Source organism: Mucilaginibacter myungsuensis, assembly GCF_015222005.1.
In the GTDB taxonomy this organism is placed as follows: Bacteria; Bacteroidota; Bacteroidia; order Sphingobacteriales; family Sphingobacteriaceae; genus Mucilaginibacter; species Mucilaginibacter myungsuensis.
Genome location: NZ_JADFFL010000010.1, coordinates 1 through 19,877, shown reverse-complemented (window position 1 = coordinate 19,877; position 19,877 = coordinate 1). Strand labels below are relative to the sequence as shown.

The following is a 19,877-nucleotide window of genomic DNA, read 5'->3' as shown; positions in this document are numbered from 1 at the left end:
TTTTGATCTTTTATTGCTAATTTTGACTTTATGGCCGCAAATATCAAACATCAGGAAACCATAGACTATTTTTTAAAGATAGTGTGGCAGACCGTAGCTAATCGCTACAACCAGCTGGTGACCGAATTTGGTATTACGCAATCCATCGGTTATCTGCTAATTAATATTGACGAGACCGAAGGGCGCACGGTATCCGAAGTGGCGGCGCTGTTGGGACTAAAATCGACCAGCCTGTCGCGCATGCTCACGCAGTTAGAGCAGATGGACCTGATCTACCGCGAATCTAACAAAGGCGATAAACGATCGGTACGTATCTTTTTGACCGATCTGGGTAAAGAGAAACGTCACCTGGCGAGGGGTCTGGTAAAGCAATTCAATAACTATCTTAACGATCATATCACCGATAAAGAGAAGGATCAGCTGATCAATACCCTTAAAAAGATCAATACGCTTACCTTAAATTTTAAACCTTGATGACTGTTATAGGCCTTTTAGGTTTAAAGATCTCCTGCGCAAAATATCGGCTTTGTAAATGCGTTTAGCCTATCGGGCAGGGATGCAAGGCCGGGCAACATGTTAAAATATGTTAATCTGCCAATGTTTCCATTTAAAACAATAAATTTGCCCCTTGATATCAAATGATCAGAGCGTTAGCAATTTGTTTTTTGGTGTTTGCACTTGCAGGCTGTAAAAAGTCGGTCACAGGTTTAGCTCAATCCCGCGAACAGGCGGCGATAGACGATAGGCGCATACAGGAATATATTGACGCTAACAATTTGGTGGCGACCAAGGTAATGCGTGGCAACGCCGATACCACCGGTATTTGGTTTGTAAGAACTTCGCCGGGTACCACTAATGCGCTTATTACATCATCATCGTTATTGACTCTGGGTTATGCCGGGCGGTTATTAGGTAATAACACAGCTTTTGTACAGACAGGCGATTTTCACCCTGCGTTTAGGCTGGGCGAAATGATAAAAGGCTGGCAGTACTATTTTTTAAATAAGAATGGCGGTATAAGAAAAGGCGAAAAAATAAGGCTGATCATTGCATCCAGATATGCATACGGGCCGTACGAACAACCGGTGTATAATTTGCCGGCCGATGCCATACTTGATTTTGATATTGAACTATTTGAGGTAACGAACTAATTTATAAATGAAGAGAATATTTTTTACGCTGTTAGTGCTGGGTGTTTTTGCAGGGATGTCATCGTGCCGTAAGGATGCTGATAAGGATATCGACATTAGAGCTTATGATGAGCAGCAGATACAGGCTTACATAAAAAGCAATGGCCTTACCGGCTTCGCCCGGGATCTTACCGGTGGCGATACCAGCGGTATCTACTATAAGATAATTAAGCAAGGTACCGGTGCGGTATTAGACTATCCAGACATGGTATCATTGGTTTTTACTATCAAAAGTTTTGACGGTCAGTATCTGAAACAGGATACGATGATCAATCATATTTATAACTTTTTAGGCCACGTTGATAAAGTAAGATATGCTAATATACCATATGGGGTGCAGTCGGCTATTAAGAATATTCTTAAAAATAAAGGCACTACAGCTCGCGTATTGTTACCATCGCGTTTGGCTTATGGCCGGTCGGGTTTTGGTTCGGGTAGTTCCGAGAGTTCGGGTAGGGTTGCCGGTAACCAAAGTCTGGAATTATATATCAATGTAATAAATGATGCTGAAACCAATGTAATAGACCAGTCGACAGGTAAAAAACTTACCGGTCAGGATGTGTATGATGACATGGTGGTAGCGAACTACATTGCCAATAATAATTTAACAGGTTTTCAAAAGACCAATTCGGGTTTGTGGTACAAGATCACTCAACCCGGAAATGGGTCGACCATTACGCCGTTTATGAGTGTAAATATCCAATGGACGGAAACGCTGCTGAATGGTTTGCGTACCGGTAACGAATTCAATAATGAGACCGGGACGGGTTACCCGTTCGATCTTTCTGTCGATGCACGCCGCGGCGTTGTTGAAGGCTTGCAATTTGCGTCGCCGGGGGCTAAACTAACGCTGTTGATGCCAACAAGATTGATGTATAAATACGCTACGTCATCAAACCTGAATGTTCCGGTGCTAAGCTGTATCAGGTACGATATTAACGTGATCAGTTTCGTAGAATAAAAGTAATACTACTTTGCCAAAGCGGCTTTAAAAGCTTTAAGGCAACGCTCACGTGCGAATGAATGTTCTACAATGGGTCTTGGATATTTGCTGAAGTCGGCATATTCCGGGATCCATTTTTTGATATATTCCAGTTTTGGGTCGAACTTTTTGGTCTGTGATTCGGGGTTGAATATCCTGAAATAAGGTGCAGCATCGGTGCCGCAGCCTGCCGCCCATTGCCAGTTACCTACATTGCTCGACATTTCATAATCGAGCAATTTGCGGGCAAAGTAATTTTCGCCCCAACGCCAATCGATCAGCAGATCCTTACTTAAAAAACTGGCCACGATCATACGCACACGGTTGTGCATAAAGCCGGTAGCATTTAGCTCACGCATACCAGCGTCAACAATTGGGTAGCCGGTGCGGCCTTCGCACCAGGCTTCAAACTCCTCTTCGTTATTATTCCACTTTATCTTGTCATAATCCGGCCGGAAGGCGTGCTCACACGTTTTTGGGAAATGATAAAGCACCATCATAAAAAACTCGCGCCAGATCAGCTCATTCAGCCAGGTCTTTTCGTGATGCCGATGGGCTGTACGTGCCAATTCGCGCACGCTTACCGTCCCAAAACGCAGGTGCAGGCCAATGTGCGATGTGCCTTCAACAGCAGGGAAGTCGCGCCGTTCTTTGTAATCTGATATCACGTGTTCGTATCCGGTGTCGGGTAACTTAAGGCTGCTTTTTTCAAAGCCCATATCCTTTAACGATGGTAGGGCCAGGTGTTTGGTTTGATACAGGTTTTTAAAGTACTTGCTGTTAGGATATGGTTTAAGATAGAAAGGCTTTAATTTGGCATACCATTTACGCATGTAAGGCGTATAAACGGTGTAAGGCAAGCCATCATCTTTGGTCACCTCATCTTTCTCAAATATCACCTGGTCTTTAAAAGAGTAAAACCCTGTATCATTTTTTTCCAGCATTGCTATCACGGCCTCATCGCGCTTGTTAGCGTAAGGTTCGTAATCGTGATTGGTATATACCGATGTTACATGGTAGTCCGTCAATACCTGTTTCCAGGCGTTCTCGGCTTTATCATAGATCACCAATAACGAGCTGCCGTGTTTGTGCAATTGCTCGTGCAGGTTTTCGATCGTTTGGTAGATGAACGTTACACGGGCATCATCCTTATCTTCCAATTTATCAAGGATATTCTTATCAAAAATGAACAGACATAGCACGGGATGTTCTGCCTTTAACGCGCGGTAAAATCCTGCATTATCATCAAGCCTAAGATCGCGCCGGAACCAAAAAATACTGATCGGGTTGGGGTTACTCATATATCTCTTTCAAAGCGCTTTCAATATCGGGGTATTTAAATTGAAAACCGGCTTGTTCTATTTTATTTGCACTTACGTTTGCGCCGCCCAAAACTACTACTCCCATCTCGCCAAATAAAAGTTTGATCACAAAAGCAGGCACGTTAGGTAACCATAATGGTCGTTTTAATTGTTTAGCTACCGCTTTGCTCAGTTGCGCGTTGGTGAGCGGGGAAGGCGCTACCATGTTGTACGCACCATCTAAAGGCTCGTTCTGTACCCCGTAAAGGTATAACCGGGCCACATCTTCGTGATGTATCCAAGGCATATATTGCTTACCCGTGCCAAGCGGCGAACCAACCCCCAATTTTATTGGCGTTGCCAATTGCGGCAATGCGCCACCGTTTTTATCTAACACAATGCCGGTGCGGAATTTCAGCGTAGGGATAGCGAGGATGTTCGCCTCGTCTACCGCTGTTTCCCAATCTATGCATAGTTTGGCCAAAAAGTCGTTGCCTGGTGCGCTATCTTCGTTCAACAGTTCTTCGCCGCGGTCGCCGTAGTAGCCCGTGGCCGATGCCGAAATGACTTTGCTTACCTGGTGCTTTTTATTCTTCAGCAAGTTATAGAGGAGTTGTATGGATTTAACGCGACTGTTATACAATTCCTGTTTACGGGCATTGGTCCAACGTTTTTCGGCCACGCCTGCGCCCGCCAGGTGAATGATAGTATCCACGCCATTAATGCAATTAGGATCGATACGCCCATTAGGCACATCCCAAACAAAGGTTTTTACGTGGCGGTCGGTAGCCGGTTTGCGGGCTAAATGACTAACGGTATATCCCTCATTCAGCAAAAGCAATGTAAGTTGCTTGCCGATCAGTCCGGACGCGCCTGTGATCAATATATGCTTGTTATTTGCTTTCATAGATAGTTATTTGATCGGCTTAGGCACGGTGTAATCTATCATTTGTTGGGCCATACCCCTAAAAATAAAATAATGGAAAGGCCACATCAGATACCAGTAAACACGTCCCCACAAACCACTGGGCCTAAAGGTAGCTATCTGGCTCAGATATTTTTTGGCATCTTTTTCTACGATCTTAAACTCCAGCCAAGCCTCGCCGGGCAAGCGCATTTCGGCATAAAGCAATAATCGTTTACCGGGTTTATCGGCAAGCAAAACCCGCCAAAAATCGATGACATCGCCAGCCGATATCCGAACGCCGCTGGTGCGCCCACGACGTGAACCTACACCACCAAAAAGCTTATCCAGCCAGCCGCGCAGGTTCCATATCCAGTCCCAATAGTACCAGCCACGTTCGCCGCCGACTGCCCACATATTGTCGGCCACTATGTTAGTATCGCGCTCGAACGGAAGTTTCACTTTATAGTCCAGAGTTCCGTGCTGCGGCACTTTGATCTGATCCATAAAACCCGACTCCAGGTATCCGCTATTAAGCGCATCCTTCCAGCTTGATACAACGGAGTTTTGTTCGATCTTAACAAAAGCCAGGTTAAGCGCTTCTTCGTAGCTCAGGCATTTATGCGGGATGGCTTCGTCTATGCTGTGATCACGCATAATGGTCTCATTCTTCATACTGTCCACCAAACTCTGCGCTAAGGAATAGCTGGTAGATGTAATGAAGTACAACCAATAGGATGATAACTTAGGCGACAGGAAAGGTACAGGTATCAAATGGCGCTTCAATTTACGCACCTTGGCGTATCCTAACAAAAGCTCTTTAAAAGATAACACATCAGGCCCGCCGATATCAAAAGTTTTGCCGAAGGTTTTCTCGTTCAATGCTGCACCTTCCAGATAGCCCAGCACATCGCGAATGCCGATGGGTTGGCATTTGGTATTTACCCATTTGGGCACGATCATGATGGGAAGCTTTTCGGTAAGATCGCGAACGATCTCGAACGAGGCACTACCCGACCCGATGATGATAGACGCCCGCAGTACAGTTACAGGTGCATTACCTTTTTTTAGCACTTCCTCTACATGCTTGCGCGAGGTCAAGTGTTTGGATAAGCCCTCATCGTTGCTGATCCCGCTTAAGTAAACAACCTGTTTGCAATTTGTGGGTCGCAAAGCTTCAACAAAGTTTTCTGCTGAGTACGCTTCCAGTTTATCAAAATCCTTATTGCCCGACATAGAATGCACCAGGTAATAAGCCACCTCAATATCAGGAGGAACTGGGGAAATACTTTCAGGTTTCAGTAAATCGCCGGTGATCAGTTCTACCTTGCCATCATAGTCGCTCTGCTCGCGAAAGCGGCGCTTATCGCGCACCATGCAAACGATCTGGTGCCCTTTTTCCAGCAAAACAGGTATCAACCGTGTCCCAATATAACCATTAGCGCCTGTGAGCAGTATCTTCATGATAATGCAACAAGGGAAAGGCGTGGGTGTTTGGACTATCTCAACCTATCGGCCGACTTGATCAGCTTCTCGTCTTTTTGGATGGACTTGGCCGCAAGTAAGATCAGCACAATGCTTAAGCTCGACAAAAATACACCGATGCCGAAATTACTGGTGGTCATAGTGAAACCGCCGGTAGCTTGTTGAACTACTTGCGATAACCAAAAACTGTAACCGATCACGGCAAGCATTGCTATATAGCATAACGTCATCTGCTGTTTGCGGTTCTTGTATAGAAAGATCAATACTATGGGGATCAAGCCTACGATCGCCGTAACGATGGATAAAGTAGTGAATGGAGTTGTTAACTTTTGAGCGCCGTTAACGTCCTGGTAAATGCCGGTAACTTTAATGGTCGATGGTATCGCGTCGATATATATACCGTGGGCAATGGGGAATAAATATAAGGCGAAGATCACCAAAGAGGCGGCAAGCAGGTAAATGCTTTGTATGCGTTGTATCATATGCAGATGTTGTTGTTTGTGTTGTAAGGGCAAATATAGAATAGTTTGACAAAAATACGGCGAAGCGATAGTCGGCAGAATGTTAACTTTGCCCCCGTGAACCATCAGCGCTATTTTATCGAGCTATCCTACAACGGCAATAACTACCACGGTTGGCAGATACAACCCAATGCCGTGACCGTACAGGAAGTACTGAACAAAGCGCTCGGTACCATCTTACGCCAACCTATAGAAACCACAGGTTGCGGGCGGACGGACACAGGAGTGCATGCAACGGAGTTCTTTGCGCATTTTGACCAAGAGGTAGGTGATGAACCGACTTCGGACTTGAAACTTAAGACTATTGACTTAAGAGGTCTCAACGCACTCCTCCCACGCGATATCGCGATCAAACGTATCATTCCCGTTGCAGCTGATGCGCATGCCCGGTTCGACGCTACCTTGCGATCATATCAATACCACGTGCATTTTCAAAAAGATCCTTTTAAAGAAGGTTTCTCCTGGTTGCTGCGCGATAAGCCGGATGTGGCTCTGATGAACCAAGCGGCGGCGATACTGATGGAGTACACAGATTTTAGCTGCTTCAGCAAATCGAATACGCAGGTGTTTACCAACAATTGCAAAGTAAGCCGGGCCGAGTGGGTGGAACAAGCCGATGGTAGTCTGATCTTCCATATCAGTGCCGATCGTTTTCTGCGTAACATGGTGCGGGCGATAGTTGGTACATTAATGATGATCGGCAAAAAAGAAATTGAGCCGGAGGCGATCCGGGATATTATAGAAAGCAAAAGCAGAGGCAATGCAGGCACCTCGGTACCGGCGCATGGGCTATATTTGACGGAGGTGAAGTATCCGTCCCCCTGATCCCCTGAAGGAGGGCCAGAAGGTATGGGTGTCAATAAGAACAATAAAAACTGCAAATTTTTAATTTGCGCATAAATTTAAACTCCCCCTTTAGGGGGCTGAGGGGTCAATGGCAGAAGTAACCGGTAAAGCGATAGATTGGAAACTGTTAGGGCGGGTAATGCACTACGTGAAGCCGTACAGGCGCACGTTCGTTATCTCGGCTTTTTTAACAGTGTTGTTGGCCGTACTGGCGCTGATCCAGCCCATGCTGATGCAGCGTGCGGTGGACAACCACATTGTGGTGAATGATTACTATGGACTAGTTTTCATCGTTTGCCTGATGATAGCGCAATTGGTGATACAGACCATAGCGCAATATTTTCAAACCTTTATGACCAACTCGTTGGGTGAATCTGTTATCCGTGATCTGCGTATCGATATCTTTAACCATATCACTGCTCTGAGGTTAAGATACTTTGACAAGACACCGATCGGCGTGCTGATCACCCGTACGGTATCAGACCTGGAGACTATTGCAGATATCTTCTCGGAAGGTTTAATATCCATCATAGGTGATATGCTACTGGTGGTGGCCATTATTATCTGTATGCTGGCCGAGGATTGGAAACTGGCATTGATCACACTGATCCCGATGCCACTATTGTTCGCGTCGACCTATATTTTTAAGGAGGCTATAAAATCTTCTTTTCAGGATGTGCGAACCCATGTAGCCCAGCTAAATACCTTTTTGGCCGAACATATCTCGGGCATCAGCATCATCCAATACTTTGCCCGCGAAGATCAGGAGATGCGCAAATTCAATAATGTGAATGCCAAATACCGCGACGCTAACATCCGCAGCAACTGGTATTACTCCATCTTTTTCCCGGTGGTGGAGATCTTGTTCTCTGTCTGCATCGGTCTGCTGGTTTGGTATGGTTGCAAGCGCATCCTGTCCGACGAGCAACTATCGCAGATCAGCGCTAACCCTAAAGGGATCACGGCCGGCACGGTGCTGATGTTCATTACCCTGCTCAACTTGCTGTTCCGCCCCATCCGCCAACTGGCCGATAAATTCAATACTCTGCAAATGGGTATGGTAGGTGCCGATAGGATATTTAAGGTGTTGGATACCGACGACATTGCTCCAAACAATGGTAATTACACAACCCCTATCAAAGGTGACATTCAATTTAAAGATGTTTGGTTTGCCTATAATGATGAGAATTGGGTATTAAAGAACATCAACTTCCACATTAAACCCGGCGAGACCTTGGCCCTTGTGGGTGCTACCGGTGCAGGTAAATCATCTACCATTAATATCCTCAACCGTTTTTATGAAATAGGTAAGGGTGAGATCACTGTCGACGGAACAAATATTGATGATTACGAAGTTGGGTACCTCCGTTCGCGCATTGCGACGGTAATACAGGATGTTTTCTTGTTCTCGGATACCATTGCCAATAATATCAGTCTGAATAACCCCAACATCACCCGCGAACAGATCGTTGCTGCCGCCAAAGATGTAGGTGCACATGATTTTATTATGCGTTTACCGGGCGGTTATGATTATAATGTAATGGAACGCGGCGCAACGCTATCTGCCGGACAAGCGCAACTGATATCTTTTATCCGCGCTATGGTCTACGACCCTGCCATATTGGTATTAGACGAAGCGACATCATCGGTAGATACCGAGACAGAACTTTTGATCCAAGCCGCCATAGACAAACTAATGGAAGGCCGCACAGCCATTGTGATCGCTCACCGCCTATCCACCATCCAAAAAGCGGACCGCATTATCGTGCTCGACCACGGCGAGATCATGGAATCAGGCACACATCAGGAACTGCTGCGTATCGAGAATGGCTACTACCGCAAACTTTACGACCTGCAATTTAACTCAGCAGGAATTTCTCGTTAAATCAAAAGTCTTAAGTTCTAAGTCAGAAGTCAAAAATTTTCGATCCACGACTTAGAAAGTTGGTCTTTGTCCAATATCTTAAGAGACTTAAGACTTTGATCTCCTGACTTTGGACTTTGGACTTTGGACTTTCGACTCCTGACTTAAGACTCAGGCGCCGTTTTTACCGGCTCGACAGGTTGCTCCTCGCGTTCGCGTTTTTTGGCGATGTTTTCTTGCTTGGGCTGGTCGGCGTTGTATTGTTTATCCTCTTTTTTCACAACAGCTTCGTCGCCTTGATCGTTAGGGCGGTCGGTAGGGGTATCTGATGGAGATGGTTTATCCGAGGTGTTTGCTGGCTTTGTCATGTCTACATAACCTGCAATGTGCGGGAATGGTTTTAGCGCGATGTTGCATCGCCAACAGGCAACGAAAAATAAAGATCAGCACCTTTGCCCGGTTCGCTTTCGGCCCAGATCTTCCCGTTAGAGTTTTCGATCAGATCTTTACAGAATAATAGACCCATTCCTGTGCCTAACTCGTTGTTGGTGCCTGGTGTGCTGTTCACCTTGCTTTTGAATAACGCCGACAATTGGTGTGGCAAAATACCAACTCCGCGGTCGGATATCTTAAAGATTTGCTTACCGTCCACACCGTTGTAGGCACTGATCCCGACTTCGCCGCCGACCGGTGAGAATTTAATAGCATTCGTCAGAAAATTATGCACCACTATCCGGATCGAATTAGGGTCGGCTATTACGTAGTCGTCTTTACCAACGGTGTTAATAACGGTCAATTGTTTCTGCTGCAATTGCACTTCCAAGATAGATAACTCATTTTCTACCATATCGTACAAACTAAAGCTGGTGACATTATTAGTACCATCAACCTGGCTATTGATCCAGAATAGCAGCGTATCTAAAAAATCGGAAGTATTCTCTAACCTGCTGAATACCTTGGGTGCCATCTCGGCAAATTCTTCGGGAGTGAGATCTTGATCGGCCATCAACCCGAACAGTCCCCTCAGGGTGCTTAACGGAGCGCGGAGGTCGTGGGCCAATACGGCTATCAACCTATCTTTTAAATGGTTAAGATCGTTCAGTTTATGGCTGTGCTCGTCCAAACTGTTCTTTTGGGCAATGATCTCGGTGTTCTTTTGGGTCAGTTCGCGGTTAATGAGGGTCTGCTTGCGTTTTCCCTTGTAATAGACCAAAGCGATAGCTGCGGTGAGCAGAGCAACAACGGCGTAAAAGATGATCATATTCCGCTGATCACGGATGGCCTGCTGGTAGGCTTTTATTTGTGCTTCGTTCTGCCGTTTGTAGGCTAACTGATCTTTAGCAAAGGCGCTTTCCAGATCGTAAGCGGCTAAACGTTGCAGTATCTCGGTATGATTCACGCTATCCTGTAAAGTGCTATATAAGCGTTGTTCGCGGTAAGCCTGTTCAAATTTCCCCGAAGCGGCAAGTGCCTGGCTTAGTTGCAAAGCGGCATCGGCCCTCAAGTCGGCGTTGCCTAAGCCATCGGCGGTATTTTTGGCCAGGCTGGCGTAGGCGAGGGCGTTAGTATGATCGCGAGTAGAATTGTACACCGTAGCCAAACCAAGATAAGCATGTGTTTTATTATAAGGGATCTTATCAGCAGCGGCTGTGGCAAGCGACAGGTTCAGATATTTCAATGCGCTATCCCTTCTGTCGGTATGATGGTAGCACAGCCCAAGATCGTAATAAGCCAGACTGATGCCCTCGCGGTCGTCCATATCATGAAATATCTTGGATGCTTTATTCAATGATGTGAAGGCCTCGGCAAACTTACGCTGCGCCATGTACACCTCGCCATTATTAAGGTAGATGGTGCTGATGCCTTGCATATCCTTGTATTTCAACCAGATCTTTAACGCCGTGTTGAAATAGTTGAGCGCTTTGGGATACAGCTCTAAATGCTGCATGATGATGCCGATGTTGCAGTAACTATCGGCCGTGGCCAGTTCATTTTTATGCTTCAGATAAATGGCCAGCGACTTAAGGTAATAGTCAAGCGCTTTAGAAAATTCGCCTTTATTATCGTACGTAATGCCTAAGTAATTATAACAATCGGCAAGGTCGGCCTCGTTACCTAAGGTTTTGCGAATGGCCAATGCCGAATCCAGATAAATGATCGCCTTGGGGTAATTACCCAGAAAGTCCTGTACACGGCCCAGTCCGATCTGGTCATCAGACATTCCGTAACGGTCGCCCACCGATCTGTGCAATTGCAAAGCTCTACTGAAATTTCTGGTAGATAGAGCGTATTCGCCCCTGAAGGTATTGACCATGCCCACATTGTTAAGACCATCGGCCACGCCCTTTACATAGCCCGATCTACTGCCGAAGGCCATGGCCATGCTGGCATATTTAAACGTGCTGTCGGGGTAAGATTCGTAGTATTCTTCGGCCAGTTCGTTCAGGCGGTCAACATTGGGTTTGGCGGTGGTTTTGGGGCTTTTTAGGTCGGTAGCTATTAACCTTTTGATGCTGTCCGCCTTGCTGTCCTGCTCTTTAGCCCGGGCGTTGCCTGCAAAGGTTAACGTGATAAGTAAGATCAGCAGATGTTTCAATTTAATTAGGCGATAACAGATCAGGGAAGGTACACTTTGTTAGCGTACCAAACGTTGTTTTACGGCGAACTTACTCATAATGTTCCTTTTTTGATGTGCCAAAACAACATAAATATTACAGACATCATTCCACAAAAAAGCCCCCGGAAATTCCGGAGGCTATATTTTTAGTTCCCTGCTACCCCTTTAGGGGGCCGAGGGGCTAAAGCACATTCTTCCAGCTCACCAGATCACCAATGATCTTGTCCAGCTGATCAGCAGCAACACGCTCTTGCGCCATGCTATCGCGATGACGGATGGTCACGGTGTTATCCTCTAAAGTTTGGTGGTCAACAGTGATACAGAACGGTGTACCGATGGCATCCTGACGGCGATAACGTTTGCCAATGGCGTCCTTCTCTTCGTATTGGATATTGAAATCAAGTTTCAAAGTATCCATGATCTCGCGCGCTTTCTCCGGCAGACCATCTTTCTTGGTCAGCGGGAAGATGGCAGCTTTTACCGGGGCTAAGCAAGGGTGCAAACGTAATACCGTGCGACTATCTTGTTTCTCTTCGGTGCTCAGATCTTCTTCTTTGTAAGCGTTGATCATGGTCAGTAAGAACATACGATCCAGGCCGATCGATGTCTCGATCACGTAAGGCACGTAGTTACCGTATGGCTTGTTGGTATCCGGGTCAACCTCTGGGTCAAAGTACTGCATCTTTTTGCCCGAGAATTCCTGGTGTTGACTCAGGTCAAAATCGGTACGGCTATGGATACCTTCTACTTCTTTAAAACCGAACGGGAAATCGAACTCGATATCATAAGCCGCATCAGCGTAGTGGGCAAGTTTAGTATGCTCGTGGTAACGGTATTTGGCAGCGTCGGTACCTAAAGCAAGGTGCCATTGCAAGCGGGTCTCTTTCCATTTATTGAACCACTCTTTCTGTGTGCCGGGGCGAACAAAGAATTGCATCTCCATCTGCTCAAATTCGCGCATGCGGATAATGAACTGACGCGCGATCACCTCGTTACGGAACGCCTTACCGATCTGCGCGATACCGAAAGGTATCTTCATACGGCCGGTCTTTTGCACGTTCAAAAAGTTAACAAAGATACCTTGAGCGGTCTCCGGGCGCAGGTAGATCGTGCTCGAATCATCGGCCAACGCACCTACCTGCGTGCTGAACATCAAATTGAACTGACGAACGTCCGTCCAATCCGGGCGGTCTTTGCTTAGCGGGTCCTTGATCTCGTGCTCCAAGATCAGCTCGCGCAAGCGCGGAAGGTCCTCGGCTTTTAGAGCGTTGTCCATCTCGGTCTGCAGTAACTCGGCCTGGTCGGTCTGTCCGGCAGCGTCGTAAGCGGCGATCTTATCCTCTAATAACTGATCTGCACGGTAGCGTTTTTGCGTCACCTTATTATCGATCATCGGATCGCTAAAGCCATCAACGTGGCCACTTGCTTTCCAGATCTTAGGGTGCATAAAGATGGCCGAATCGATACCCACGATATTGTCGTGCATTTGCACCATGGCTTTCCACCAGTAGGTTTTAATGTTGTTCTTCAGCTCGGCGCCGTTTTGGCCGTAATCGTAAACGGCACTCAGGCCATCATAGATCTCGCTGCTTGGGAAAACAAAGCCATACTCCTTGGCATGGGCAATTACATTCTTAAATATCTCGTCGGTATTTGGTGTACTCATAACACTGCAAAGGTATATTTTAGATGTGAGATGTGGGATGTGAGATGTGAGAAAATACGACTTAACTGGTAGTAAATGACTACGGTAGCTTGCCAGTACACCAAACCGCGTTCTTGTTCACGCGTGAACACACGGTAGTCGATGTGTGTAACTACCTGATAGTCAGTATCTAAAATTTTAGCCGTGAACACGGGCTCGTGAACGGATCGGATATTTTGTTTTTAAATATCTAATTATCAATTGGTTATAAATTAAGGAAATTCAATTTGTCGGAAATGACCCGTGAACATCGGTATCCGACATCTTTTACCTCCCGTACAACTTACTTTAGTACACCCATCAATGTCCCCAGGGATTAAAATGGGTGATCTTATAAAACAAGCCCATGCGGTAATACTGTATAGGCGCAAAGAAGAAATAACCTACCACCAGGGCAATGATGAGCGTGTAAAATATCGGCGTGCGATAAAACCTGTGAATAGCAAAACCCGCGTACACGCCTATCAGTATCCGCACGGCCCAACTGTAAAAAAAGTCGAAATCGGCCGATTCTTTCCCGACGATCATAAAGTAGGGCAGCATGATCAGGTATCCGCCTAAAAACAACATCACCAGCACAAACGACATAAAATGCGTCGCGAACACCAGATGCTCTACAAAATACTTCTTCTTCCAAAAAAAGAACAACGCGAAGAACACGCCATAAACCGGGATGAACGCGAAGATGAAAGCCTTTGACGAACTCTTCATTTTCTCGTTAAACACAGCCGTGTATTCAGCCAGCGTGGTATGCTCCTTCGCCAGCACATCGTTAATGATCTGCTTAGTGTTAAAAGTTATGAACGGTTTAAAGTTAATGTAGTTATAGAGCTCCAAACTATACAGGTTATGCAGCGCCGCGATAAAAAATATCAGGTTGACCACCAAAAACAACTGGATCGGTTTCATGTGGTTTACCCGCTTTCCCGCGCAAAACTCCAAACTTAACTGTCCGGGCTTAAAGATCAGCGTTTTAATAGTGCGGATAAATTTGGTATCGAAATGAGAGAATCCTTCGAAAAGTTCTTCCACAAATTCCTTTAAGGATAGCTGATGCGGTTCAAAGGTCTTTTCGCCGCAGGCCGGGCAATATTTCTCGTTGCGGGTGCTGCCGCAGGTTTGGCAATCCATTGGTGGTTAATTGTTTGGTGTTGATATTGCAAGATAATGGTTTAATGTGAATAGGCACAAATTCTTTCGAATGAGGACGAATTACACGAATTTTTAGAAATAGGATTCGTGTAATTCGTATAAATTGTTGCCCCGTATAAGGCAATTCGCGCCAATTTTTTTCATTCGTGCATTGATCTTTTGCTTTGTCCCGTACCTGTAACCTCTTCTCCACTACCCGCGTCTCAACTGTCAAAACAAAATTATGATGCCCTTTATCCGTCCGTTCCTTTCCATCGCCTTATGCCTTACGCTATTTGTATTATTTACCTACGCCCAGATCCCGCAACGTAAAATCGATAGCCTGATCAATAAAGAATTTGACGACCTTAACGGCCCGGGCGGGGTATTCCTGATCGCGCAGCATGGTAAGCCTATCTATCAGCGCGCGGTAGGGAAGGCGAATATTGAATTGGGGACGGATATGGTGGCAGATAACGTATTCCAACTCGGCTCCATGACCAAGCAGTTCACCGCCGTGGCCATACTGATGTTAGAGCAGCAAGGCAAATTGAAAGTAAACGACCCAGTATTAAAATATATCTCCGACTATCCCGGTGGTGATAAGACAACCATCCATCACCTGCTCACCCACACATCAGGCATTAAAGACTTTACCAAAATGCCGTCCCTGCAAAGCATCGCCCAAAATGAAATGTCGCCCAAAATGATGGTCGACTTTTTCAAGAACGAGCCTGTCGACTATCCGCCCGGCGAAAAATTTGAGTATAACAACTCGGGCTACATGGTGCTGGGCTATATCATCGAGCTGACATCGGGCCAAACCTACGAGGAATTCATCTGCAAGAACATTTTCCAAAAACTGGGCATGATCCATTCCCGCTATGCCAGCGATAGCGCAATCATTAAAGATCGCGCTTATGGCTACCAAAAAAAGGCTGAAGGTTATGTGAATAAAACACAAATCAATTTTAGCGTGCCATTCGCGTCCGGCTCGCTTATATCCACCCTGCAAGATATGCTGATATGGCAGAACGCCCTGAACAAGAACATCCTGCTCAACGCCGTCGAAACCAAAAAGGCGTTCACCAAGTATCACACCAACGATGGCAAAGAATTCACCTACGGCTACGGCTGGCACCTGAAAGATATTAATGGCACAGCCACCCGCGAACACGGCGGCAGCATTTTTGGCTTTAAAACCATGGGCGTGTACATACCCGAGGGCGATATCTATGTATTAGGACTGAGTAATTGCGATTGCCATTCGCCCACGCAGTTAACCCGTGATATTGCGGCATTGGCGGTGGAGGGGTTGAAGAAGGGTAGAAAGTGAACATGCACTAATTTTATTGAATGAGGACGAATTACACGAATTTTTAGAATTGGAATTAGTGTAATTCGTTTAAATTGTCGCCGAACGTAAGGTAATTCGTGTCAATTTTTGTAAACGAACGTTCCATCATTCATGGCCCCGGTAGCCCCGTCATCCGCTGCAACTCCTCGCTCGTCCGTAGCTTAGGCCCGCGCCCGCTGTGGGGTTTCCGCTACTACCGGGTTTACGTTCAAAGGTCTTTTGTCTGAACCGGAATTTGTTGAATTAATGAATTTTCAGAATTAGGCTCCTTGTTTCTTTGCCTGGCCGCTGCGTTTTGACTTTGGACTTTCGACTCCCGACTTTTCTCACATCTCATATCTCACATCTCACGTCTAAAAATTACCTTTACCGCCATGAGTATCCAGGTTACCGATCTTACCAAGGTTTACGGCGCACAAAAGGCGGTCGACGGCATTAGTTTTAGTGCAGGCAAGGGTGTGTTGGGTTTTTTAGGGCCCAATGGCGCGGGTAAATCAACCACCATGAAGATACTGACGGGCTACCTGCCCCAAACATCGGGAACGGCCGAGGTGGCCGGGTTTGATGTGAATAGCAAGTCGCTGGAGGTGCGTAGCCGCATTGGTTACCTGCCCGAGAATAATCCGCTTTATCAGGATATGTACGTGAAAGAATCGTTGGCCTTTATTGCCGGTGTACACGGCATGAAAGATCCGCAAGCCAGGATACAGGAAGTGATCGAACTAACGGGCCTAACACCCGAGCAGCATAAAAAGATCGGTCAGTTATCGCGTGGGTACCGCCAACGGGTAGGTTTAGCGCAGGCCATCCTGCACGATCCGGAAGTACTGGTGCTGGACGAACCAACATCAGGACTTGACCCGAACCAACTCATCGGCATCCGCCAATTGATCCGCGATCTGGGGCAGACAAAGACCATCATCCTCAGCACACACATTATGCAGGAGGTGGAGGCCGTTTGCGATCATGTGGTCATCATCAGCAAAGGGCGCATCGTAGCTAACGATACGCTGAAAGGCCTGACCGATGCACACGGCGGAAAAACGTTAGAACAGATCTTTATCAGCGTAACAAATAGCTAATTGGTAACGTACCATATTTTGTAAATTTGCGTTAACCATACATATCCCTAAAAAAACAATGAAGAAAATTTTTACCCTGATCCTTTTATTGGCCGGTATAACTTTTGGCGCAATGGCGCAAAAAGCCGATGGCGTTAAAATAAACCTCGGTGCCGATGGCAACTTGCCGCTCAATGCTGACTATTCCTTTGGTGCCGGTCTGAACTTGAAAGCTGAATTTCCTCTGGCTAATGCGTTAAAACTGACCGCAAGCGCGGGCTTTACCCGTTTCTTTTATAACGACGAATTGAAATTCGCTCACGAAGTGAATGGTGATAACGAAACCGCGGCGACCTTTGTACCACTGCAAGTAGGTCTGCGTTATTTTTTCTGCCCGCGGTTTTATGGCGAAGGCCAGTTAGGTGCTTCTTTTGGCACTAAGTCGGGCAAGGGCGTGGCCGGCGAGATCTATCCCGATACGGGTACTGCTTTTGCTTTTGGTCCGGGAGTTGGTTACCTGTTCCCGTTAAAAAACGGCGAGGCTATTGACCTTGGCCTGCGTTACGAGGGTTGGGCCAAAGATGGTTCGACCCTGAGCTTTTTAGGCTTGCGCGTTGCTTATAAATTTAACCTGTAGGCAGATGAAGAAATTATTGTTGTCGGTTTTGATATTAGGGGCTTGCTTCACCGCTAAAGCGCAATTTCAAACGCCGCCTGATGAGGTGAAGAAAGCCTCGTTCAGCGCCGGTCCCGAATTTGTGATCCCCGCCCGTAGTGTTTTCAGTATAGGTTACGGCGCGTCTGTACGGGGCGAGATACCTGTTAAGAACGATTGGTATGCGTCGGTATCTGCCGGATATACCTACCTGAAATTTAAAAGCGCGTGGAACGGCATTGCCGGCTCGCAACCCAATGCCGAATACGTTCCGATCAAGGTGGGCGCGTTCTACAAGGCTGGTCCGGGCCTTTACCTATTGGGTGAACTGGGTACTGCTTTAGAGGTGCGCAACTCGGTAAACCCTAAAGGCAACCCGTTCATTTTTGCTTTTGGTCCCGGGTTTTTATTCAAACTGTCCGAAAAGCAAAATATAGACCTTGGTGTGCGCTACGAGCAATGGTCAAAAAGTTTGCTAACGCAGACGGGGGTGAGAGTGGCTTATAAGATAAGTTTATAGTTTTTGCAAAGTCCCTCCTTGGGGAGGGGCGCGAAGGCCTGTGAAGTGGCAGGGAGGGGTTTAACCACAATGCATTGATGGCTAACCCCTCCCTGCATTTGCGCTCATACCGACCGCACCCCTCCCCAAGGAGGGATTTAGCTTGGAGACAAATGCGACACCCATTGTCAGCCATCTATCATGTTTCCAAGCCCAGACATCTGTCGGAGGCATTTTTTTCGTTTATAAACATGACCGCGGGTGATAAACCCATTATCAGCGGCCCCTTTATACCAAAATATGAGAAAGCATTTTTTTTATTTAATGGTGTTTTTTGCCATGGTAGGCTTAGGTACCGCTTGCGCACAGGAGCCTCATCAAGACATCAGTAATAGCAGCAGTTTTAAAGAAATGACCGGCAAAAAAGCCGACCCTAAGAACAAAAAGCTGGAGACCGCCACATTCGCGACTGGGTGCTTTTGGTGTACCGAAGCCAAATTCCAGCAACTGGATGGGGTGAAGTCGGTTACATCAGGTTATACCGGTGGTAAGGTGGCCAACCCAAGTTATGATGATGTTTGCACCGGCAACACCGGCCATGCCGAGGCTTGTAACATTGTTTACGATCCGTCGGTGATCAGTTATGATGAATTGTTGGCGGCTTTCTTTACCGCGCACGATCCTACGCAACTGAACCGCCAGGGTAATGATGTGGGCACGCAATACCGTTCGGCCATATTTTATAACAATGCCGAGCAAAAGCAAAAGGCCGAGTATTATATTGCCAAACTCAATCAGGAGAAAGCTTACCACAGCAAGATCGTAACTCAGGTGAACGCCGCCGCGCCTTTTTACAAGGCCGAAAATTACCATCAGAACTATTACAAACTGAACCCCAACCAGGGCTATTGCAAATATGTGATACAACCCGAACTGGAAAAGTTTAAAAAGGTATTTAAAGACAAGATAAAAAAATGAGAGCATTAATAGCAATGATCGCGCTGCTGGCGGGGATAACCTCATGCACACAGGCACAAAATATAAAAACAGACAAGGGACACGAAAAGAACCCTTACTATTCTAACACCGACACCAAAAAGCTGAACGTTAGCAACGCCGAGTGGAAAAAGGTATTATCACCGGCTCTGTATGCCACCGCCCGCGAGGCCGCAACCGAGCGTGCCTTCACCGGCAAATATTGGAATGCCGAGGCCAAGGGTACGTACTATTGCGCCGCTTGTGGTAACCTGCTATTCCGCAGCACGGCCAAATTTGCCAGCGAATGTGGCTGGCCAAGCTTTTTCCAGGCCGAGCGGAAGAACGCGGTAACCTATAAGTCGGATAGTTCTGTTGGCATGGAGCGCGTAGAAGTTTTATGCGGCCGTTGCGATGCCCACTTAGGCCACATCTTTGACGATGGCCCGGCACCGACTTATAAACGTTATTGCATGAATTCGGTATCGCTGGATTTTAAACCGGACGGCGCGAAATAAGTAAATATTTGCCATTGCTGTAAGGAGCGACGGTGAGGGCTGAAGCGTTTGGGGCGACGCGGCGATCTCAGAGGACAAGCAACGAGGATCTGCCTATCAGATTGCCGCGTCGCCCCTTAACACAGGCCTCCCCTTCCGCTCCTCGCAATTGTAAAGGTTAACTAATTCGGTAACAGAATTAGCTTAAAAAGAGTTAAGCTAAAACGTTATGCGGAACATTAATAATGACCTTACCCTAAAGCGGAACTATCTAAGTAAGTATCGCT

19 protein-coding genes are annotated in these 19,877 nt (G+C 46.6%); 11 read left to right on the top strand and 8 right to left on the bottom strand.

What is annotated here, in order from left to right:
- Positions 1 to 42 precede the first annotated feature (42 nt).
- From IRJ16_RS19935 to IRJ16_RS19925, 3 genes are all read left to right on the top strand, one after another.
- On the top strand, positions 43 to 474 hold the full coding sequence (locus tag IRJ16_RS19935) for a MarR family winged helix-turn-helix transcriptional regulator (protein WP_194113539.1): 432 nt from the start codon (positions 43 to 45) through the stop codon (positions 472 to 474).
- Between the two features lie 164 nt (positions 475 to 638).
- Positions 639 to 1,151, top strand: coding sequence for an FKBP-type peptidyl-prolyl cis-trans isomerase (locus IRJ16_RS19930; protein ID WP_194113410.1), 513 nt, complete (start codon positions 639 to 641; stop codon positions 1,149 to 1,151).
- A 7-nt stretch (positions 1,152 to 1,158) separates the two neighbouring features.
- Positions 1,159 to 2,151 (top strand): hypothetical protein, encoded by a 993-nt coding sequence (locus tag IRJ16_RS19925; protein ID WP_194113409.1) that lies wholly within the window; start codon positions 1,159 to 1,161, stop codon positions 2,149 to 2,151.
- A gap of 8 nt (positions 2,152 to 2,159) precedes the next feature.
- Here the strand turns inward: IRJ16_RS19925 and IRJ16_RS19920 are convergent, their stop codons facing one another.
- From IRJ16_RS19920 to IRJ16_RS19905, 4 genes are read right to left on the bottom strand one after another with little or no spacing between them, the layout of a single operon-like run.
- The gene (locus IRJ16_RS19920; RefSeq protein ID WP_194113408.1) at positions 2,160 to 3,473 is read right to left on the bottom strand and encodes a cryptochrome/photolyase family protein; all 1,314 of its coding nucleotides are present in this window, start codon (positions 3,471 to 3,473) and stop codon (positions 2,160 to 2,162) included.
- The gene (locus IRJ16_RS19915) at positions 3,466 to 4,380 is read right to left on the bottom strand and encodes a TIGR01777 family oxidoreductase (protein WP_194113407.1); all 915 of its coding nucleotides are present in this window, start codon (positions 4,378 to 4,380) and stop codon (positions 3,466 to 3,468) included. The genes IRJ16_RS19920 and IRJ16_RS19915 overlap by 8 nt, the downstream gene beginning before the upstream one ends.
- A 6-nt stretch (positions 4,381 to 4,386) precedes the next feature.
- Complete coding sequence (locus IRJ16_RS19910; RefSeq protein ID WP_194113406.1) at positions 4,387 to 5,841, bottom strand: SDR family oxidoreductase; 1,455 nt, start codon at positions 5,839 to 5,841, stop codon at positions 4,387 to 4,389.
- 35 nt (positions 5,842 to 5,876) lie between these two features.
- Positions 5,877 to 6,344, bottom strand: coding sequence for a DUF4293 domain-containing protein (locus IRJ16_RS19905; protein WP_194113405.1), 468 nt, complete (start codon positions 6,342 to 6,344; stop codon positions 5,877 to 5,879).
- Between the two features lie 96 nt (positions 6,345 to 6,440).
- Between IRJ16_RS19905 and truA the strand changes: the two genes are divergently transcribed.
- Together truA and IRJ16_RS19895 are read left to right on the top strand one after the other, a co-directional pair.
- Positions 6,441 to 7,208, top strand: a complete 768-nt coding sequence (gene truA, locus IRJ16_RS19900; protein ID WP_194113404.1) for a tRNA pseudouridine(38-40) synthase TruA — start codon at positions 6,441 to 6,443, stop codon at positions 7,206 to 7,208.
- Between the two features lie 109 nt (positions 7,209 to 7,317).
- Positions 7,318 to 9,114, top strand: coding sequence for an ABC transporter ATP-binding protein (locus IRJ16_RS19895; RefSeq protein ID WP_194113403.1), 1,797 nt, complete (start codon positions 7,318 to 7,320; stop codon positions 9,112 to 9,114).
- Between the two features lie 143 nt (positions 9,115 to 9,257).
- Here the strand turns inward: IRJ16_RS19895 and IRJ16_RS19890 are convergent, their stop codons facing one another.
- The 4 genes from IRJ16_RS19890 to IRJ16_RS19875 form a co-directional block, all read right to left on the bottom strand.
- Entirely contained in the window at positions 9,258 to 9,461 is a 204-nt protein-coding gene (locus tag IRJ16_RS19890; protein ID WP_194113402.1) for a hypothetical protein, read from the bottom strand.
- Between the two features lie 32 nt (positions 9,462 to 9,493).
- A complete protein-coding gene (locus IRJ16_RS19885; protein ID WP_194113401.1) occupies positions 9,494 to 11,689 on the bottom strand; it encodes a tetratricopeptide repeat-containing sensor histidine kinase in 2,196 nt (731 codons plus the stop codon).
- A 202-nt stretch (positions 11,690 to 11,891) separates the two neighbouring features.
- A complete protein-coding gene (locus tag IRJ16_RS19880) occupies positions 11,892 to 13,376 on the bottom strand; it encodes a glycine--tRNA ligase (protein ID WP_194113400.1) in 1,485 nt (494 codons plus the stop codon).
- A 339-nt stretch (positions 13,377 to 13,715) separates the two neighbouring features.
- Positions 13,716 to 14,546, bottom strand: a complete 831-nt coding sequence (locus IRJ16_RS19875) for a DUF3667 domain-containing protein (protein WP_194113399.1) — start codon at positions 14,544 to 14,546, stop codon at positions 13,716 to 13,718.
- A 244-nt stretch (positions 14,547 to 14,790) separates the two neighbouring features.
- Here IRJ16_RS19875 and IRJ16_RS19870 point away from each other — a divergent pair, with 244 nt between their 5' ends.
- From IRJ16_RS19870 to msrB, 6 genes are all read left to right on the top strand, one after another.
- Positions 14,791 to 15,882, top strand: coding sequence for a serine hydrolase domain-containing protein (locus IRJ16_RS19870; RefSeq protein ID WP_228080344.1), 1,092 nt, complete (start codon positions 14,791 to 14,793; stop codon positions 15,880 to 15,882).
- A gap of 395 nt (positions 15,883 to 16,277) precedes the next feature.
- Entirely contained in the window at positions 16,278 to 16,985 is a 708-nt protein-coding gene (locus IRJ16_RS19865) for an ATP-binding cassette domain-containing protein (RefSeq protein ID WP_194113398.1), read from the top strand.
- A gap of 58 nt (positions 16,986 to 17,043) precedes the next feature.
- Positions 17,044 to 17,601, top strand: coding sequence for a transporter (locus IRJ16_RS19860; protein WP_194113397.1), 558 nt, complete (start codon positions 17,044 to 17,046; stop codon positions 17,599 to 17,601).
- Positions 17,602 to 17,605: 4 nt separating this feature from the next.
- Positions 17,606 to 18,139 (top strand): hypothetical protein, encoded by a 534-nt coding sequence (locus IRJ16_RS19855; protein WP_194113396.1) that lies wholly within the window; start codon positions 17,606 to 17,608, stop codon positions 18,137 to 18,139.
- A 279-nt stretch (positions 18,140 to 18,418) separates the two neighbouring features.
- Positions 18,419 to 19,096, top strand: coding sequence for a peptide-methionine (S)-S-oxide reductase MsrA (msrA, locus tag IRJ16_RS19850; RefSeq protein ID WP_228080343.1), 678 nt, complete (start codon positions 18,419 to 18,421; stop codon positions 19,094 to 19,096).
- Complete coding sequence (gene msrB / locus IRJ16_RS19845; protein ID WP_194113395.1) at positions 19,093 to 19,611, top strand: peptide-methionine (R)-S-oxide reductase MsrB; 519 nt, start codon at positions 19,093 to 19,095, stop codon at positions 19,609 to 19,611. Before msrA ends, msrB begins: the two co-directional genes overlap by 4 nt.
- Positions 19,612 to 19,877: the final 266 nt, after the last annotated feature.

Bases quoted from the DNA above. Each gene is read 5' to 3' on its own strand.
- IRJ16_RS19930 (WP_194113410.1), top strand. From the start codon at position 639: ATGATCAGAGCGTTAGCAATTTGTTTTTTGGTGTTTGCACTTGCAGGC.
- IRJ16_RS19925 (WP_194113409.1), top strand. From the start codon at position 1,159: ATGAAGAGAATATTTTTTACGCTGTTAGTGCTGGGTGTTTTTGCAGGG.
- IRJ16_RS19920 (WP_194113408.1), bottom strand. From the start codon at position 3,473: ATGAGTAACCCCAACCCGATCAGTATTTTTTGGTTCCGGCGCGATCTT.
- IRJ16_RS19915 (WP_194113407.1), bottom strand. From the start codon at position 4,380: ATGAAAGCAAATAACAAGCATATATTGATCACAGGCGCGTCCGGACTG.
- IRJ16_RS19910 (WP_194113406.1), bottom strand. From the start codon at position 5,841: ATGAAGATACTGCTCACAGGCGCTAATGGTTATATTGGGACACGGTTG.
- IRJ16_RS19905 (WP_194113405.1), bottom strand. From the start codon at position 6,344: ATGATACAACGCATACAAAGCATTTACCTGCTTGCCGCCTCTTTGGTG.
- IRJ16_RS19895 (WP_194113403.1), top strand. From the start codon at position 7,318: ATGGCAGAAGTAACCGGTAAAGCGATAGATTGGAAACTGTTAGGGCGG.
- IRJ16_RS19890 (WP_194113402.1), bottom strand. From the start codon at position 9,461: ATGACAAAGCCAGCAAACACCTCGGATAAACCATCTCCATCAGATACC.
- IRJ16_RS19880 (WP_194113400.1), bottom strand. From the start codon at position 13,376: ATGAGTACACCAAATACCGACGAGATATTTAAGAATGTAATTGCCCAT.
- IRJ16_RS19875 (WP_194113399.1), bottom strand. From the start codon at position 14,546: ATGGATTGCCAAACCTGCGGCAGCACCCGCAACGAGAAATATTGCCCG.
- IRJ16_RS19870 (WP_228080344.1), top strand. From the start codon at position 14,791: ATGATGCCCTTTATCCGTCCGTTCCTTTCCATCGCCTTATGCCTTACG.
- IRJ16_RS19865 (WP_194113398.1), top strand. From the start codon at position 16,278: ATGAGTATCCAGGTTACCGATCTTACCAAGGTTTACGGCGCACAAAAG.
- IRJ16_RS19860 (WP_194113397.1), top strand. From the start codon at position 17,044: ATGAAGAAAATTTTTACCCTGATCCTTTTATTGGCCGGTATAACTTTT.
- IRJ16_RS19855 (WP_194113396.1), top strand. From the start codon at position 17,606: ATGAAGAAATTATTGTTGTCGGTTTTGATATTAGGGGCTTGCTTCACC.
- msrA (WP_228080343.1), top strand. From the start codon at position 18,419: ATGAGAAAGCATTTTTTTTATTTAATGGTGTTTTTTGCCATGGTAGGC.
- msrB (WP_194113395.1), top strand. From the start codon at position 19,093: ATGAGAGCATTAATAGCAATGATCGCGCTGCTGGCGGGGATAACCTCA.